This window comes from Flavobacterium gillisiae (assembly GCF_900107635.1).
Lineage (GTDB): Bacteria > Bacteroidota > Bacteroidia > Flavobacteriales > Flavobacteriaceae > Flavobacterium > Flavobacterium gillisiae.
Window position 1 is genome coordinate 1 of the sequence record NZ_FNRD01000004.1, and the last position, 18,359, is coordinate 18,359.

General features: G+C 34.5%; 17 protein-coding genes. 12 read left to right on the plus strand and 5 right to left on the minus strand.

Annotation, left to right across the window (positions count from 1 at the left end):
* Positions 1-1,673, minus strand: a 1,673-nt coding sequence (locus BLV35_RS06655) for a putative Ig domain-containing protein (protein WP_143031842.1), incomplete at its 3' end; no start/stop codon positions are given.
* A gap of 420 nt (positions 1,674-2,093) precedes the next feature.
* Complete coding sequence (locus BLV35_RS06660) at positions 2,094-3,137, minus strand: sensor histidine kinase (protein ID WP_091086755.1); 1,044 nt, start codon at positions 3,135-3,137, stop codon at positions 2,094-2,096.
* A gap of 207 nt (positions 3,138-3,344) precedes the next feature.
* On the opposite strand from BLV35_RS06660, the gene BLV35_RS06665 reads away from it, so the two are divergent.
* From BLV35_RS06665 to BLV35_RS06675, 3 genes are all read left to right on the plus strand, one after another.
* Positions 3,345-3,980: an SGNH/GDSL hydrolase family protein gene (locus tag BLV35_RS06665; RefSeq protein ID WP_091086759.1), complete on the plus strand. Its 636-nt coding sequence runs from the start codon at positions 3,345-3,347 to the stop codon at positions 3,978-3,980.
* A 74-nt stretch (positions 3,981-4,054) separates the two neighbouring features.
* Positions 4,055-4,438, plus strand: coding sequence for a hypothetical protein (locus tag BLV35_RS06670; protein ID WP_091086762.1), 384 nt, complete (start codon positions 4,055-4,057; stop codon positions 4,436-4,438).
* 293 nt (positions 4,439-4,731) lie between these two features.
* Positions 4,732-5,352 (plus strand): hypothetical protein, encoded by a 621-nt coding sequence (locus BLV35_RS06675; protein WP_091087648.1) that lies wholly within the window; start codon positions 4,732-4,734, stop codon positions 5,350-5,352.
* 220 nt (positions 5,353-5,572) lie between these two features.
* Here the strand turns inward: BLV35_RS06675 and BLV35_RS06680 are convergent, their stop codons facing one another.
* The gene (locus tag BLV35_RS06680; RefSeq protein WP_091086766.1) at positions 5,573-7,420 is read right to left on the minus strand and encodes a CocE/NonD family hydrolase; all 1,848 of its coding nucleotides are present in this window, start codon (positions 7,418-7,420) and stop codon (positions 5,573-5,575) included.
* 295 nt (positions 7,421-7,715) lie between these two features.
* Here BLV35_RS06680 and BLV35_RS06685 point away from each other — a divergent pair, with 295 nt between their 5' ends.
* The 9 genes from BLV35_RS06685 to BLV35_RS06725 all read left to right on the plus strand — a co-directional run bounded on the left by BLV35_RS06685 (position 7,716) and on the right by BLV35_RS06725 (position 16,156).
* The gene (locus BLV35_RS06685; protein WP_091086769.1) at positions 7,716-9,245 is read left to right on the plus strand and encodes a carboxypeptidase-like regulatory domain-containing protein; all 1,530 of its coding nucleotides are present in this window, start codon (positions 7,716-7,718) and stop codon (positions 9,243-9,245) included.
* 126 nt (positions 9,246-9,371) lie between these two features.
* The gene (locus BLV35_RS06690; protein ID WP_091086772.1) at positions 9,372-10,691 is read left to right on the plus strand and encodes a mechanosensitive ion channel family protein; all 1,320 of its coding nucleotides are present in this window, start codon (positions 9,372-9,374) and stop codon (positions 10,689-10,691) included.
* A 110-nt stretch (positions 10,692-10,801) separates the two neighbouring features.
* On the plus strand, positions 10,802-11,251 hold the full coding sequence (locus BLV35_RS06695; protein ID WP_091086776.1) for a hypothetical protein: 450 nt from the start codon (positions 10,802-10,804) through the stop codon (positions 11,249-11,251).
* Positions 11,252-11,405: 154 nt separating this feature from the next.
* A complete protein-coding gene (locus tag BLV35_RS06700; protein WP_091086779.1) occupies positions 11,406-11,813 on the plus strand; it encodes a hypothetical protein in 408 nt (135 codons plus the stop codon).
* A gap of 212 nt (positions 11,814-12,025) precedes the next feature.
* Complete coding sequence (locus BLV35_RS06705) at positions 12,026-12,442, plus strand: DoxX family protein (protein ID WP_091086783.1); 417 nt, start codon at positions 12,026-12,028, stop codon at positions 12,440-12,442.
* A complete protein-coding gene (locus BLV35_RS06710; protein ID WP_091086786.1) occupies positions 12,429-12,857 on the plus strand; it encodes a sulfur reduction protein DsrE in 429 nt (142 codons plus the stop codon). The genes BLV35_RS06705 and BLV35_RS06710 overlap by 14 nt, the downstream gene beginning before the upstream one ends.
* A gap of 451 nt (positions 12,858-13,308) precedes the next feature.
* A complete protein-coding gene (gene rlmD, locus BLV35_RS06715; protein WP_091086790.1) occupies positions 13,309-14,721 on the plus strand; it encodes a 23S rRNA (uracil(1939)-C(5))-methyltransferase RlmD in 1,413 nt (470 codons plus the stop codon).
* A gap of 78 nt (positions 14,722-14,799) precedes the next feature.
* The gene (locus BLV35_RS06720; protein ID WP_091086793.1) at positions 14,800-15,318 is read left to right on the plus strand and encodes a DUF6452 family protein; all 519 of its coding nucleotides are present in this window, start codon (positions 14,800-14,802) and stop codon (positions 15,316-15,318) included.
* Positions 15,302-16,156 carry a DUF6048 family protein gene (locus BLV35_RS06725; protein WP_091087650.1) on the plus strand — a complete coding sequence of 285 codons (855 nt, stop codon included), beginning with the start codon at positions 15,302-15,304 and terminating at the stop codon, positions 16,154-16,156. The genes BLV35_RS06720 and BLV35_RS06725 overlap by 17 nt, the downstream gene beginning before the upstream one ends.
* Positions 16,157-16,621: 465 nt before the next feature.
* Here BLV35_RS06725 and BLV35_RS06730 read toward each other — a convergent pair whose 3' ends face one another.
* On the minus strand, positions 16,622-16,858 hold the full coding sequence (locus BLV35_RS06730; protein WP_091086797.1) for a hypothetical protein: 237 nt from the start codon (positions 16,856-16,858) through the stop codon (positions 16,622-16,624).
* A gap of 177 nt (positions 16,859-17,035) precedes the next feature.
* Positions 17,036-18,244 carry a THUMP domain-containing class I SAM-dependent RNA methyltransferase gene (locus BLV35_RS06735; RefSeq protein ID WP_091086800.1) on the minus strand — a complete coding sequence of 403 codons (1,209 nt, stop codon included), beginning with the start codon at positions 18,242-18,244 and terminating at the stop codon, positions 17,036-17,038.
* Positions 18,245-18,359 lie beyond the last annotated feature (115 nt).

An 18,359-nucleotide genomic window follows, 5' to 3' on the forward strand; every position in this document is an offset into this window, starting at 1 on the left:
CTGCAGGTTGCTGTGTTGCCACTTGCATCTGTTACAACAAACGTATTGGTTGTTACTCCTATCGGGAACACTGATCCACTGGCAAGACCTGCTGTTTGAGCAACAGTTTGACCTGCGCAGTTGTCAGCAGATGTTACGGTATAAGTTACTGTTGCACCACATACATCAACATCATTGCTTACAACGATCGGTGCATTGCAGGTGATCGTTGGTAACTGTGTATCGTTTACCGTTACTATAAAACTGCAAGTAGCAATACCACAACTATTAGTTGCAGTTATTGTAACATTAGTAACTCCTTTATTAAATGTAGAGCCGCTTCCGGTACCAGAGCCACTTGCTGTTGTTACTCCAGTAAATACATAGGAAATAGTTGGTGTAGGTGTGCCTGAAGCTGTAGCTGTGTAGCTTACTATTGCATTACAAGCACCTGCTGCAGTATTTGAAGTTATATTTGAAGGGCAAGCTGTAAATGCTGGTGCTGTATTTATTGTTATATTAATAACCTTAGTTGTTGATCCACATGAATTTATTGCAGTGATTGTATAATTAGTCGCAACACTTACTGTTGTCGGAGTTCCTGTGATAACACCGGTTGTGGCGTTTAAAGTTAATCCAACCGGTAAGGTAGGAGACACAGAATACGATGTGGGAGTTCCACCGCCACTTGAAGGTGAGTTAGCACTAACAGCACCACCCCTACAATAAGTCGCAGTATTAGATGAATATGTAAGTGCTGATGGTGCAGCGTTAACTGTTATATTAATAACCTTAGATGTCGATCCGCATGAATTTATTGCAAGTACTGTATAATCTGTAGCGCCAATTGCTACCGTTGGAGTTCCTGTGATTACACCGGTTGTGGTGTTTAAAGTTAATCCAGCCGGTAAAGTAGGCGACACAGAATATGATGTGGGAGTTCCTCCTCCATTTGAAGGCGAGTTAGCAGTAACTGCCATACCGGTGCAATAAGCAGGGTTATTTGATGCATAAGTAAGTGCTGTTGGTGCTGTACAAGTTGTATATGTAGCTATTATATCATAACTGCCGTTAATGGGAACATTTGTCGGTGAACCGGGAGAGGTACTCACCAAAGCATATGTCGTTCCTGAAACAGTAATTGTAGAAGGGAATTGAAAACTTAAAGGTCCTGTAAGTGCTATCGTACTACTGGATCCACTTCCTGAAGTTGAGAATGTAGCAGATGAATTTACAGGTCCTCCAGTGCTACCTCCTGCAGTTCCTTGGTATTGAACTGTAACACTAATACCTGAAGGAAGGCCTAGAGTAGAAAATTTAACATTCGCATCCGTAAACTCAGTTACAGCAATTCTCCCAGAAGCCTGGCCTGTAGCAGTCAATACAAAATGAACGCCTAAATGATTTTCCTTAATCAAAAAACCACCATAATAGATATTGCCACTCGCATCTGCGATGGCAAAATTATCATGAGAATTGACACAGGTAGCAGGTTTGGGGGTTTCAACAAAAGTGAAGTCAACACGTTCTCCCGGCTCCCATCCAGCACCAGTAATGATTACATACTCACCTGGAGCGTAATCATCCTTATCTGTCGTGACCGTTGCCTGCGAGAAAACCACATTGGCAAACAACAAAGTAGAAACTAAAAAAATAAAAGTAAAAAATCCCGATTTAGGTAGAATTGTTCTCATACTCACTTGAATTGAAATTATTATATATAAAATACTTATTGTCTAACTGTAAAAAGATAAATCGTATAGAATAAGGTCTTCTATTTGGTGATTAATTGTACTCTATTTATTCAAAACAAATGTTTTTTTGTAGGTAGAAAAACATCCAGATAATGACTTTGAAATCATTAACTAAAAACTAAATTATATTATTTTTAACATACTGCTGCGATTTATTTTACATATCCGATTAAAGTGTTAAAAAAAACTATAAACGACACATGTCCCTGTTCTTTTAATGAATTAACTACAGCATAAATCTTAAAACAATAGTAGTATTCATTTAAATTCACTTAATTAAGTGACACATGCGCAAAATCCGCAATAAAATTAATTTTATTGCGGATTTCAAAAATAGAATACCTTTATCTAATTAGGCAATTAGAAAATAACGGTAAAAGTAGAACCTCGATTTTGCCCTTCACTTGACGCGTTAAGTTGCCCTTGATTTTTTTCTACAATTTTTCTACACAAGTACAAACCAATTCCCGTCGAACCTTCATTTGATGTTCCCAGTTTGCTCATTTTTGTGAATTTTTTAAACAACTCCTCTGTCTGGTTATGGTTAAATCCTATTCCATTATCAGAAACACAAAAAACTAACTTTGTATTTTCTTTATAAATTCTCAAATTAACTTCACTGTTAGGATAAGAAAATTTTATGGCATTATCAATCAAGTTCACTAGTACCCTAATTAATAATTCTTCCTCAATTAATAGTTCGTCCTTTTGTATGTCAATTGATACGTTTAATTTAATTTTTTTAATTATCAGTAATTGCTGTACTAGCTTTTCAACGGTTGAAATCATACTGGTAAATTCAATCATTTTTAAGCCTGGACTGCTTTGTACTATTTCATCTTGTTCCTTTAATAACTTTAAAAAATTTTCAATGTATAAAAACTGTTGATTGGACGACTGGTAAATCAATTCTGCTAATTCTTTGATTTCATCTGATGGATCAGCTTCTAATATGAGGGTAGCTAATGACTGAGGCTGTCCCGCAAACGTTTTTAAATCATGGGACAGCAAATAGACCAAGTCTTGCTTTTCAACAATAAATCTCTCGTGCTCCAATATTGTTTCTTGAATGTTGCGCATTAAGAAACCAGCCTCATCATGAAAATTCAAAGGCAAGTTTGGCACCTGTCTCTCTTTCTTATAATTTCTCAATGCCTTGGAAGCAATTTCTATGGGCTTAATTAAATGCTTTAGGATCGCTAAAGTAACCCCCGAAGCAAATAAAGTCATCAGCAGTGCAAAAATCAATATCTCATTGGGAGAAAATGAAAAATTTCCATAAAGAACTAAAAACAACAACCCTATTAGAGGAATATGAATACCGATAAAAGCTACAAATAAAAATTTGAAAGCATAACTCCTACTAAGAAAACTGATTTGCGATAATTTTTTATAAAAAAACATAATTGTATTTATTTCAATGATATACGTGAAAAATTATTTTTGAGTTTAAATCTAGCTTAAAAAAAAGCATTATTCATGAATATTCCACATAAATACATAGGAATCAGATAAAAAAAGATTCAACACTCTAATTTTATCTGCTTACTTGAAAATATTTGCAGTATAAAAAAATAAAACTAACTTTATTTTCTTTAAGCACTACATTTTATGACAATAGAAACACAAGATCAAGACTGGCCTTATTTAAACAAATACAAAAAAGAAAACGCAATAATAGATGCCACACAAACCCGCGAAAATAGAATTGTTTTTATGGGTGATTCCATAACCGAATTTTGGAGCAATGTACAGCCCGAATTCTTTCACGAGAAATCGTATATCAATCGCGGAATTAGCGGACAAACTTCACCGCAGATGCTGCTTAGATTTAGAGCCGATGTTATTGACTTAAAACCAGCGGTGGTTGTAATTCTTGCTGGCGGAAATGACATAGCTGGAAATACAGGGACTTCAACTCTTAAAATGATCCAAAACAATATTTTTTCGATGGTAGAACTCGCTCAGGCACATCATATAAAGATTATTCTATGTTCCGTTTTGCCTGCTAATTATTTTTATTGGAAACCAAAAGAAAAGCCTGCCGATACCATTGTAGCTTTAAATAAAAGTATTGAAAGTTATGCTACGGCAAATGATATTCCATATGTCGATTACTACTCAGCTATGGTTGACGATCAAAAGGGGCTGCCACTCGCCTATTCAGAAGATGGAGTGCACCCAAACAAAGCTGGTTATCAGCTAATGGAACCAATTGTTGAGCAGATTATCGCTTTGTATGTGTAATAAAACAAGCTACTAATTAATATTTATTAGTGCCAAACAATAAACCCTAGTCAAATTACTTAATACTACTATTTATGAAAAACTTAAAATTATTAATCTTGATAATTGGACTAACTGTTACAAGTTGCAGTAATGATAACGGGACTTCTCAAGAACAAGAGGCACAAAATCTTGAAAAAATGCATGCCGAAATTCTGTCCCTTGCTGTCAGTAAACAATGTGAGAATCCAGCTGACTGGACCTTTACCCCCATTGGTTCTAAAGCCTGTGGTGGACCTACTGAATTTATCGCCTATTCATTAAAATTGAATACGACTGACTTTCTTTACAAAGTGGACAAATACACAAATTCCCAAAAAGAATTCAATAATAAATGGGGAATTATTTCAACTTGTGACGTCCCTCCTTCCCCGATAAGTATAAAATGTGTAAATAGTAAAGCGCAATTAGTTTATTAGAAATACGACCACAGCGATTGTACATGAAAAATTGTATCCGCTTTGATCGCCAGCCAACAAACAAATTCATTTTAAGTTTTTAAATCGTACAACTAAACCAGTAATTCTTTATACCTGAAATTGTATTTTTAGATTATGAACTACAACCAAAATCATTAGAAACTGTAGCTAAGAAACAGGAACGCCTAATTATTAATAATTATAATATTTTTCATTCTTTTTTATTTATTTTATTAAGAAATTTACTAGTTTTGGCTCCGCTAAAAAACAGCCCTAACAAAATAACCTATTTTATGAAATTTTTAAAAATTATCCTCCTATCGTCATGCGCTTTATTATTGAACAGTTGCGCATCAAGTTACCACTCTATTGATCCAGCAGCTTTAAATTACCTTTCAAAAAACACAAACAATGGCGTTACTTTTGAATATAAATACAGCTTGCTAGATAAAAAGTATGCCAAAAAAGAATACAAAAGGAACCTAAAAGTAATCGCAATTAAAATCACAAACAATACAGAGAAAGATTTGGTTTTTGGGAGAGATCTCGTGCTAACATATGACGACAATACAATGCTTTATATAATGGAAAAAGAAACAGTATACAGAATGTTAAAACAAAGTCCTGCCTCTTATCTATGGTATTTACTTTTGTCTCCAACACAATTTATGAAAACTGAAACTAATTCCTATGGCTACACCGAAACTTCGAGTTCATTTCCTATAGGTTTAATCCTTGGACCAGGTTTAGCAGGTGGAAATATGATAGCCGCAAGCTCAGCTAACAAAAAATTCAATACTGACTTGAATGACTACAACATTAATGGAAAAACTATTAAAATAGGAGAAACTGCTTACGGATTGATTGGTGTCAACTCCACTACTTTTGATTCAATAAAAATTAAAATTCAGTAATACTATATTGATTAATGCAGTCAAATCTGCTATTTACAAAACATAGTCTAAAAGCTCAAATCAACTGAATTTGGGCTTTTTTATTTTAAAGAGTTAACGCTTTAAATATTAGTATTGAAAGCTGTAGAATCGATACTCAAAAACAATCATAACTCCATAAAAACAAAAACCCAATCACTACTTATTAGGATTGGGTTTTTAGTTTGAACGTCGTCTACTATTATTTCAAAACGGTAAATATGATTTTAGAATCGTCATACACACGTTGTGTTTGCTTTTTGAAATCTTCTGGCTTTGCATAAAAAATATTATCTACAAAAGTTTGCGGATTCAAGTCAATCAAAGGAAACCAAGTACTTTGAATTTGGATTTGGATCTTATGTCCTTTTTTGAACGTATGCATTACATCTTGCAATTTGATATTTACCGCTGTTTTTTGATTAGCCACAAAAGGTTCTGGATTGACAAAACTATTTCTAAAACGACCGCGCATCACTTCGCTTCGTACCATCATATGGTAATTGCTCATTTTTAAATACGGAGCTATCTCAGCTGTTTCTGGTTCATCACTAGGAAAAACATCAATTACTTTTACAATCCAATCGGAATCTGTACCTGAAGTGGAAACCTGCAATTGTGCCAAGATATCACCTGCCAACGTCATATTGTCCTTTAAAATTTCGGTTTCATAGACTAATACATCAGGACGTCGTGCCGCAAAACGCTGGTCATCCGTCATGTATTTTCTTGGTGTAATCCCTTTTTGATTGATATCTTCCGTAAAAGGAACTGGTTTTTTAGGATCACTAATGAACTCTTGAAAACCAACACCATTTTGTGCCGTGTTCATTAATTTATCTTGTGCCAAATAAAAGCTAGCTTTCGCTGCATTTTTTGGAGGCCAAACATCATAGGTTTTCCAATCTTTGGATCCAGTATCAAATACATAGGCTTCCGGCAGTTTGTTTTCTCCTTTACCATTATCTTTTAAGAAATGACGGAAAAAATTGGCTTCAATATTTTTTTGAAAGAACCCTGAAATACTATCCCCAAAGTTTATGTTTCCAATAATTGCTTTGGCTCCATCTCTTGCCCAATCTCCATGACTCCATGGTCCCATAACAATCGTATTGTAGTTTTTGCTGGTCTTCTCTATAGCTTGATAGGTGTTCAGAGGTCCGTATAAATCCTCAGCATCAAACCAACCACCCACGGTCATAACTGCAGGTTTAATGTCTTTTAGATGTTGTAGAATTCCTCTTTTTTGCCAGAAATCATCATAACTCGAATGGTCTTTTAGCTGTTGCCAAAATTCATCATCTTTTCCATAATAAGTATCCAAATTAGACAAAGATCCTGCATCTAGAAAAAACTGATAATCATCTTTGGTTCCTAAATCAGGGAATTTGTACCAAGAATTGGTTGTGCGTTCTGATTTTTGAATCCCAAAAAGTGGTGTCGCTTTCCAATAGCTCAATAAATACGCTCCGTTATGGTGAAAATCATCAAAAAAGAAATCGCTAATACAGGCCTGAGGCGAAACCGCTTTCAATGCAGGGTGCCTACTCAATAAAGAATAAGTAGAGTAAAATCCAGGATATGAAATTCCCCAAACACCTACATTTCCATTGTTGTTGTCTGCATTTTTGACTAACCAGTCAATTGTGTCATAGGTATCTGAAGCTTCATCAACATCCTTCTTTGACTTTTTATTAGGAATGAAAGCGCGCATATTGTCATACAAACCATCACTCATCCATCGCCCGCGCACATCTTGATAGACTACAATATAGCCTTCTTTCATCATGGTTTCACTAGGACCAATGCTTTTCTTGAATTGCTCTGGACCATAAGGTGCACAGCTGTAAGGCGTGCGTTGCATAATTATCGGGTATTTTTTCGAATGGTCTTTGGGCGTATAAATTGCAGTATAAAGCGATGTTCCATCACGCATTTTAATGTGTACTTCCTTCTTAGTGTAATTGTCACTAACGGTATTGGGGTTATTCCCTTGTGCAAAAACACCAGCGGTAATTGTGAAAATCGCAATAAGTAATAGTTTTTTCATTTAAATAATAGCTAATTATAGAGGCGTAAAGGTATTATGTTTAATTCTATTTTAAAGTTTAGTTTTAAAAATTTTACAATCAACATTTTTAGCACTACCGCTGAACCGGACGGGTTTTGTTTTCACTGTTAAGTACAAAATTTAATTTAGTAAGAAAATTAACACCAAATTAATAAACATGCTCTGATTCCTATTCTAATAACCTTTACATTTGAAAAATAGAAACAATGAATTTTATTTAAAAAATCAATTTAGTATATCAAAGACAATCATCATAATTAAACATTTTAACAAAATGAAGCAAATTTTAATTAATTCTTTTTTCATTGTTTTCCTTATTCAGCTGGGAGTTGCTCAAAACATAAAAGGTAAAATCATTGATGCAGCAACTGGAGAAAGTATTCCGTATGCTAATATAAAGGTAAACGAATCTGAAAACTTGGTTTCTAATGGTGAAGGCTATTTTACACTCTCAGAAAATAATAGTCAAGATGAAACGCTGCTTACGGTTTCCTATTTGGGTTATGTCAATCAGCAATTGACCGTCGCAGAATTAAAAAAGTATGATTATAGCATTAAACTGACGCCTGGTGTTTTTCAACTAAATGATGTTGCTGTATCCAATATAAAACCCAATCCATATGAGATTATGGCAAATGTAAAAGCCAACTTGAGCCGTAATTATACCACTGGTGAAAAAGGGTCAAAAGAAATGTTCTTTTACAGAACCTCTAATTATTTTAATCCTTCTATAATCGATGTGGAGATTAACAAATCAACTGGTTTTAGCAAGCAAGCTTTATCAAAAGTCAACAATGACTTGCAGGGTTTTTCTAAAAAATTAATATCGCATCCGCCGTTATCATTTACTGATATTCTTTGTAACTACTATTCGGTTAAAACCAAAAAAGCTGATAAGTTTGTATTTACCTCCAAACTAGCTGTTTTAAAAGCTACTGTCTTAAAAAATGAAGGAGAGTCTACGTCCTTAGACGATTTAGAAAAAACAGCTATGGATATGATGTTACAACACTTAGACTCCACTAAATATTACCGAGTAAAAAGTGGTTTTTTTGGATCAAGAGATACGATTTCGCTGCGCAAAGACTTCAATAGAAAGAAAAAAACAGGTGTTAACATAGAAATAAAAAACCAGTTAACTGCTACAAAAAGCAACCTTAACAGCTTTATGTATCAAAACAATTTGTTAAAGAACAAGAGGTTTGATTTTATACAAAAACCAGAGCTGTATGACTACACCTTTGAAGGGACTACTTACACTAATCAAAACGAATTTGCTTATGTCCTTACTTTTAAACCTCGAAGAAGCAAAGCCATGTATGTGGGTAAACTCTATATTTCTGAAACTGATTATGCCGTCCTACGAACCGATTATGTCCTAGACGAAGGAGAAAAGTTGCATAATTTTAATATGAAGTTTCTTTTAGGAATTAAAGTATCTGAAAATGTTAGTAAAGGAACCATTATTTACAAAAAAAGAGCCGAAGACGACAACTACTATATGCAGTATGCCGCTACCGAAACGGGAAATTACTTTTATCTCAATCGTCCCTTGAAACTTATAGAATTAACAAGCGGCGAAAAAGATGTATTGGCACTTGATTTTAAAATCGAAGCCAATAATCGCAATAAAACAGAGTTCCTAAATATGTCTCGTACTGAAGCAAGCGTTGCTGCCATTGAAAAAATTAAAGAACAGGACTTCAAGTTTATAACGATTAAATCGTATGACCCAAAGATTTGGAAAGATTACAACGCTATCGAACCTTTGCAAGAAATGAAACAGTTTAAAGCGATTAATTAACGTTGTAACATAGTTAAGTCTAGCAATCCCTGAAATTTTTTAATACTGTTAAGAAAAACCTAATCATCAGGTTCTGTTCTTGTCTTAGATTGTGAATGTTACCTTTGCATAAAACAAATTAAAGCAATGATTCTACTTGACGAAAAATACTCCTCTATACAACTAGATCCTAGCTGGTTAACCGACTATTTTGGTGTAGATCCTCAAATTGCGCATTACATCAATCTTCCTATACTTCTTTTGGGTTTACTTATTATTTGTTTTATCGCCTGGCTTTTAACCAAAAAAATCATTGTTGATTCGATTCACAAACTATTTTTAAAAACTAAGATTACCTGGGACGACATCTTAATCGAGAAAAAAATATTTGATAAACTTGCCTATATCATTCCGGCGCTTCTTGTCATTCTTACTGTGCCGTCTATTTTTGCAGAATACCCTACGCTTTCAAGTTATATCGTTACGTTAGCCATGATAGTGATCCTCATGGTAATCATCTGGACGATTATTGCTTTACTGGCTGTCTTTGATGAAATACTGTCTAAGTCTCCTATTTTCATGGATAAACCCATTACGAGTTACATTCAAGTGCTGAATATTATTGTTTATTTCGTTGGCGCAATCCTGATTTTGTCTCTACTTTTAGGAAAGAGTCCTTTTTACTTTCTGGGAGCCATGGGAGCTATGACCGCTATTCTATTATTAATTTTCAAAGACACTATTTTAGGTTTTGTGGCGAGCATCCAAATGTCAGTATATGATATGGTGCGCGTGGGCGATTGGATTGCGATGCCAAAATATGATGCCGATGGAGATGTAATGTCCATCAATTTAAGTACCGTTAAAGTTCAAAACTGGGATAAAACAATCACCACGATTCCTACCTATGCTTTCATCACTGATTCCTTTAAAAACTGGCGCGGTATGAGCAATTCAGGTGGACGAAGAATAAAAAGAGCCATTTATCTAAAGGTGAGTAGTTTTTGTTTTTGTGATGATCAAATGTTAGAGCAGTTTAAAAAATACAAACTTATACGAGATTACATCCTTGAGAAAGAAGCTGAAATTAAAAAATCCAATTCGGCATTAATTGATAATGAATCGAATCTAGTTAACGCCAAAAGTTTGACTAACATTGGCGTTTTTAGAGTTTATGCCGAAAACTACATTCTTTCAAATCCTAATATTAATATCGAAATGACAAATATGGTTAGACAATTAGATGCGACTTCTAAAGGAATGCCATTAGAAATCTATTGTTTCACCTATGAAAAAGAATGGGAAAAATATGAACAAATCAAATCGGATATTTTTGATCATCTGCTAACTATTACGTCTCAATTCCAACTGGAAGTTTTTGAAGAACCTACGGGAAAAGACTTTAGAAATTTAGTAGATGTTAAGCATCAGAAAACAGATGTTCCTCATTTGTACTCGCAATCCTAACTTCATAAAGAAATCTTGTATCAAGGTTAATCCTTTACAAAAACAACATTACTGTTTCCTAATCATAATTTTGTATAGTTTTGTCTTTCATTAAAGTAGTACACACAATTATGCTTTCTAAAACACAGTTTAAAGAATGGTTTGACCGTTATAAATACGCGGAAGTAGCGGCTACTACGGCGGCATTACTGGGCTCACAGTTTAGCAGAATCTTTAGTGGCTTGACAACCGCCTACTTGATTACTTTTATTGAATATTTTGCCTTCTATAGTGTGATTATTGGTATGGCTTATTGGCAATGTGACAAAAAGAACAAAGCCATACAAAAAAAGACATCTTTCAGTGACGTGCTGATGATAATCAAAAACCTATTACTGGAGTTTGGCTATCCTGCTGTATTAGATATTTTATTTATCCGTCCGTTTTGTATGTATTGGCTGCCTATCCTAACTGGAAATTCTTTAACGGGGATTATGGCTGGAAAAATATGTGCCGATGTGGTTTTTTATTTTCTGACAATCGTGAATTATGAATGGATGAAACGTAAAAATCATTTTTAATGGAAATTGTACCTATTCGTCAAAATAGTTACTCCATACTATAAAAAAAAGGAGTTAATTAATCGTTAAAAAAATAGCAAGCATAAATTAATGTTTACATTTGGCCAAAGTTCAATTTAGAAAGTATTTCTAATTAAAAGACCTTCATAAAACAATGCGAAAAATAAGAAATCTGCAAACAGGAAATCGTAAAACAGGAATTGTTCTTTTACTGGGGCTTTTACTGCTTCTTGCTCCTTGTTCTTTTCGAAATTTATTGCAGCAGGAGTTTAGTGTTAAAACAACAAAAACGCTAAATAAAAATCAAAGTTCATTTCAAAAAAAAACGAGTTGTAATATTGGTTATTGTTCAACTACGATAGTAAAGGAAGAACAGACTATTAAAGCCCCCTTATTTCCATTTTTATCAACTATAAGTAGTACTGCTATAGGTTTTGCAACCATACACCCTTCCATTTTATCCCGCTTAACTTCAGTAAACCCGAATAAGAATACAATACCCTTCTATATCTTATTTAAAAGATTTAAAGTATACGATGCTGCTTTGCGCTTTGCATCGTAGATCAAATTAATCCTATAGAATTAGTTACGTTCCATGATGCAGAATAAAATTTATTGCTATCCCCTGGCTTATTATTCTGCGGTATGTCAATACTTTTAAGCTTCACAAATCCATCGACTTTATTATTGTCCATAGCTCAGAGCACTGTAACCTAAAGAGCTCGGTTTGCGCACTGCTGTGGTTTCCTTTCAAAAAAATTAATACAATAACAAATGACTAATACTTTAAATGTAAATAGAAATTCTATCATCGTTTTAAGGGTGTTACTAAGTGGCATCTTTATCGTTGCGAGTTTCAATCACTTATTCAATCTCGAGAAAACAGTTCATAAAATCAATCAAGCCCGATTTAGGGAGCTGGCCTACCTTTTCGGAGATCCCAGTATCACCGTTATCGCTTCGGGTATCCCTATGTTAATAGCAGGAATTGCATTAATGATCGGGTATAAAACAAAGTACGCCGCATTAATTTTGGCTTTGATATTAGTCCCTATTACCATCACGATACAAGTAGGTCAAATGGTAACTATAGGCCCACTGTTTAAAAATATTGCCCTCTTGGGAGGTTTGCTATTTTTTATAATGAATAATTTAAATAATCTAAAAACTAAACAAAATGAAATCAATTAAATCTTATCTTTTAATACTATCCATCTTTACTTTGCTAACCGCTTGTTCTTCTTTGGTTCCAAAAACAGAGGTGGTAGCGACAAAAAACTATGTAGTTTTAACAAAAAACATTCAACAAATCAAACCTATTGTTTTAGCCGCCAAAGCACTTGCCACTGAGGACGGCAAAAATTTCGGAAACTTTAAGGTAATAATTTGTGGTAAAACTGTTACTGATCTAACCGACAAGGAACTCATTACAGAATATGTGGAAATGGCCAAAAAGAATAACGTTACGTTAATTGCTTGTGGTTTTTCATTAAAAAAATTCAAGGTAAACGCTGATAATATCCCAAAAGAACTCGAAGTTGTTGACAATGGAATTCTCTATAACTTTCAATTACAAAAAAGCGGCTATTTAAGCATTGAGTTGTAAGTAAAATAAAAATATTAAATTTAAAAAAGAGAGCCATGTGGCTCTCTTTTTCTTTAACAGCTTACCTAGTGCACATTAACAATCATGGTTTTGCACAATTTTACAAATCATTTCTTCATTAGTATAGAATTATTGCGTGTAAAATTTTGATGTTGCTGTCCCGCTATACAGTTTGCAGTTAGTGTCAACTACGAATGGATGAAACGAAAAAATCATTTTTAATTCAAAATCTAAACAACACCCAACTCCCCTGCCCTCGATTCTAGCGGAAAACCCGCAGGAATGAAAGCTTTAGAATACTCGCCGGTAAAGAGCGACCGGCGGAAGCTCCTTTACTGGGGTAGTATTCTTGCTTGAAGAACTGGGGATTTGTAGCGGAAAGCGGGAATAGGCTCAAATAAAAATCACCTCTTTTTGAAAATATTAAGGTACAAACGCTTATTTTTGCGCCATGGCAAAGAAAAATACAGATAAGGTGGTGTTTCACCAGATAAAAGTCATCGATGCAGGTGCAAAAGGAGTATCAGTAGCTAAGGCTCCTGATGGGAAAGTAGTGTTTATCCCGAATGTGGTTCCGGGTGATGTGGTTGACGTGCAAACTTTTAAGAAGCGCAAGGCCTATTATGAAGGAAAAGCGATTCACTTTCATGAATTTTCAGAACATCGTATAGAACCTATTTGCGAACACTTTGGTGTTTGTGGTGGTTGTAAATGGCAAAATATGAAATACAGCCAACAGTTGTATTACAAACAAAATGAAGTATTGAACCACTTGCAACGCATTGGGAAAGTAGAACTTCCTGAATTTGAACCAATCTTAGGTTCAGAAAAACAGTTTTTCTACAGAAACAAAATGGAATTTTCGTTTTCAAACAGCCGTTGGTTGACCGAAGCCGAAATAGGAAGTACCGAAGATTTAGGAAACAGAAACGCATTAGGTTTTCATATCCCAAAAATGTGGGATAAAATCCTAGACATCAACAAATGTCATTTACAAGAAGATCCATCAAACGCAATTAGAAACGAAGTAAGGGATTTTGCTAATGCAAATGGTCTGACTTTCTTTAACCCAAGAGCACACGAAGGTTTGCTACGTACTTTAATGTTACGTACCTCTTCTACCGGAGAAATCATGGTGTTGATTCAGTTTTTTGAAAACGATAAAGCAAACAGAGAATTAATATTGGATCATCTTTATGAGAAGTTCCCACAAATCACTTCTTTGCAATATGTAGTGAATAATAAAGCAAACGATACTTTATACGACACCGATATTAAACTATATAAAGGACGTGATTACATCCTAGAAGAAATGGAAGGATTGAAATTTAGCATTAATGCCAAATCATTCTACCAAACCAATTCTGATCAAGCGTATGAATTATACAAAATAACGAGAGATTTTGCTGGTTTAACAGGAAATGAAATCGTGTATGATTTATATACTGGAACTGGAACTATTGCTCAATTTGTTTCTAAAAAAGCAAAAAAAGTTATAGGTGTAGAAAGTGTTCCTGACGCCATCAAGGATGCTAAAGCCAATGCCGTTCGTAATAATATTGATAATTGTGAGTTCTATGTAGGAGATATGAAAGTCGTATTTAACGATGCTTTTATCGCACAACACGGACAACCTGATGTTATCATCACTGACCCACCGAGAGACGGAATGCACAAAGACGTGATTGAACAAATCATGAAAATTGCTCCTGAAAAAATCGTTTATGTAAGTTGTAACTCCGCTACACAAGCGCGTGATTTAGCTTTGATGGACGAGAAATACAAAGTAGCTCGCGTACGTCCTGTGGATATGTTTCCGCAAACGCATCACGTAGAGAATGTGGTTCTTTTAGAAAGAAGATAGCTAGTCCCTAGTAAAAAGTAATTAGTTTCAATTTTGTGCTAATTACTTTTTACTAATTACTGATCACTAAAAATAGATATGAAAAAAATAATACTGTTACTGTTTGTTATCGCCTTGTCTTTCTCCGGTTGTGAGAAAGACGATATCTGTGATGCCGATACAGTTACCACTCCGCGCTTAGTGATTTCATTTTACGATGTAAACAATCCATCAGAACTGAAAGAAGTGACTGATTTAACCATAATTGGAGAAGGAATGACCGAAGGGGTTACTTATGAAAGTAGTACTTTGATCAATGGAAGCACTGTTTCAATTCCGCTGAAAACAGATGCAGATGCAACTACCTTTAGCTTTATCCTAAACTACGGAAGTGCTACTGCCACATTAGTAAATGAAGACGTTCTCAAATTTACTTACGTGCGAGAAAATGTATTTGTTTCTCGAGCCTGTGGTTTTAAAACAGTATATACACTAGATCCTCAAACGCCTATACTTACCGATGCCGCTATACCAGATCAGAAATGGATTCAATACGTCGCCGTAAAAAACAGTACTATCGATAACGAAAATGAAACACACCTTGAAATATATTTTTAGTATTTGCCTCATTTTTTCTTTGTTTTTAGTAGAAGCACAAGACACGAGTCAAAAAGGCGAATTGGCGAAGCAAACCACTACTCTAAAAAATGTAGCTGACAGTACGAGTACTAAAGCTATAATTCCTGATAACGGGAAATTAAAGACAGTGAAATTGCCCGATGAGAAACAAAACACAGCCGTTCCTGTAAAAACAGACCGTTACGGATTGCGTGTGGGTGTTGATCTTTTCAAATTGAGCCGTGCTTTATATGACAAGGATTATAAAGGAATCGAATTTGTGGGTGACTATCGATTGACAAAAAAATATTTTTTGGCTGCCGAAATTGGAAATGAAAATAAAACTACTGATGACACTCGATTGAATTTCACTACAAAAGGATCGTATCTAAAAGCAGGTTTTGATTACAATGCTTACGAAAACTGGTTGGACATGGAGAACATTATCTCAATTGGACTGCGTTACGGTTTCAGTACTTTTAATCAGGAATTGAACAGCTACAAAATTTATAATGCCAATCCATATTTTGGAGAAATACCTGCCATTGCTTCGGGAGAAAAATTCAATGGACTAACAGCTAGTTGGATCGAAGTGGTTGCCGGAATAAAAGCTAAAGTTTTTGATAATGTTTTCGTGGGATTCAGCTTTCGCTTGAACCGATTGGTTTCTAATAAAGAGCCGGATAATTTTGAGAACCTTTATATCCCAGGTTTTAACAGAACTTATGATGGTGATTTTGGAGTTGGTTTCAATTACACCGTTTCCTATTTCATTCCTATTTATAAAAAGAAAGTGATACCAGTCGTAGTGCCTAAAAAAGGAGTTACTAAAAAATAAAGTTTGTTCATCTTGTTTATCAAAACACATAGAAAGGTAGGTTTTATTACGTTTAGAGATAGATTTCATAATTCTACGCTATCGCTACTTATTCAAAAATAAAAATTTGCGAATTTTCGGTAGGAACATTTTACTTTTAGATGATAGACTTGTTTTTTAAAACACATAGAAACATAGCCTTTATTGTGATTAGAAAGGCATTTCATTTAACATAGAATACATAGTACTACGCTAATTTTACAAAATAATAAACCGCAGTTTCACGATTATAAGATCAGTGAAGCTGCGGTTCTTTTTTAAACACATAGAAACATAGCGTTTATTGTGTTTAGAAAGGCATTTTATTTGAGATAGATTTCATAATTCTACGCTATCGCTACTTATTCAAAAATAAAAAACCACCTCTTCATTGATTATAATAATCAGTAAAGAGGTGGTTTTTTTGATGTGCATTTTGGATAAACGTTATCCTATTTCTTTTACTCCTTTGGTAAAAATCCATTTCATATACAACTTCTCGCCGTCTTGCGTTTTAACAGCTTGGAATTTTGGAGACAAAAGCGTTCCAACAACAAAGGCAGTCAAAGGAATCCAAAAGTCGGTTAACCCCGTATAACGCTCTATTAAGTAACGCGCTGAGATGAATAATATGGCAAAACAGCCTAATTGGTATAAAAATGCTCTTACTTGTAATTTACTCATTGTATATAATATTAAAAATTTATCCTCCCCCCAACCCCTCCGAAGGAAGGGGAGACTTTGTGGAGTTTTATTGTCTTTATCCTCCCCCCAACCCCCTCCGAAGGAAGGGGTTGGGGGGAGTTTTATTGTCTCAATTATTTGTTCTAACTGATATACTCTTTATTGCTCTAGAACTGACTACTGATCACTACTGTCTGAAACAGCCGCAGTATTATCTGGTTCTGGTTCCTGAGTCTGAAATTTAGTTCTCTTACTTCCTTCGTACATTTCGTATTTAACTAATCTCGCTTCAATACTAGCGTTAAAAAGTTTGATTTTTCTTGAAGGTTTTAATCCTACAAATTTCAATGCATCTAGATTCCCTGTGATGAACCAAGCATTAGTTCCAGGATAGTTTTTCTTCAAAGTATCACCAATATTTTTGTAGAATTCTTCCATGTGGATATCCAATCGCTCATCATAAGGAGGATTAAATACCATGTGTAATTTTCCTTGTGTCGTTTTCTCCGTATCAAAGAAATTTTTCTCTTCAATAGTAATATACTCTTCTAAATTGGCATTCTTAATATTGTCTTTGGCTTTGCTTACTGCTGATGGCGCTTTGTCGAAGCCTTTTATAGTGTAATGAAATTCTCTTACTCTTTTCAATAAACTGTCCGTGATATTGTCAAACAAATCATTATCCCAGTCATGCCATTTTTCGAATGCAAATTCTTTACGGTTAATGTTTGCCGGAATATTACAAGCAATCATAGCGGCTTCAGCCAAGAAAGTACCTGAACCACACATTGGGTCTAAGAAATCACCTTGTCCATCCCAACCTGAAAGCAATAAAACACCTGCTGCTAATACTTCATTTATAGGAGCAATATTAGTTGCTGTTCTATACCCACGTTGATGCAACGAATTTCCAGAAGTGTCTAACGCAACGGAAACTTGATCTTTATCGATATGAATGTTGATTCTTAAATCGGGGTGTATTTTATCAATACTTGGACGTTGTCCTGTTCGCTCTCTAAATTGATCTACAATGGCATCCTTACATTTTTGAGATACAAATTCAGAGTGATTAAAATTATCTGAATGCACAGTCGCATCAATCACAAAAGTTTGATTGGCACTAATATATCTTGACCAGTTTACACCAGAAATTCCTTTATATAAAGCTTGTTCATTATTTGCCTTAAAAAAATAAATAGGCTTCAAAATTTTTAAAGCGGTACGCAATGACAAATTCGCTTTGTACATAAACCCCTTATCCCCTTTAAAACTTACCATTCTTACACCCTGTTCCACGTCTTGTGCGCCCAACATTTGTAATTCCTTTGCTAATATTTCCTCAAAACCAAAAAAGGTTTTGGCAACCATCTTAAAATTATTTTCCATTTGTGTGTATCAATTAAAACAGACCTTTTTCTGCTTTATGTTTAATCCGTGATCGAAATTAAAGGTTTCTCAACGAGAATCTCTGTGTATCTGCACGGTTTCGTTATTTTTCAGC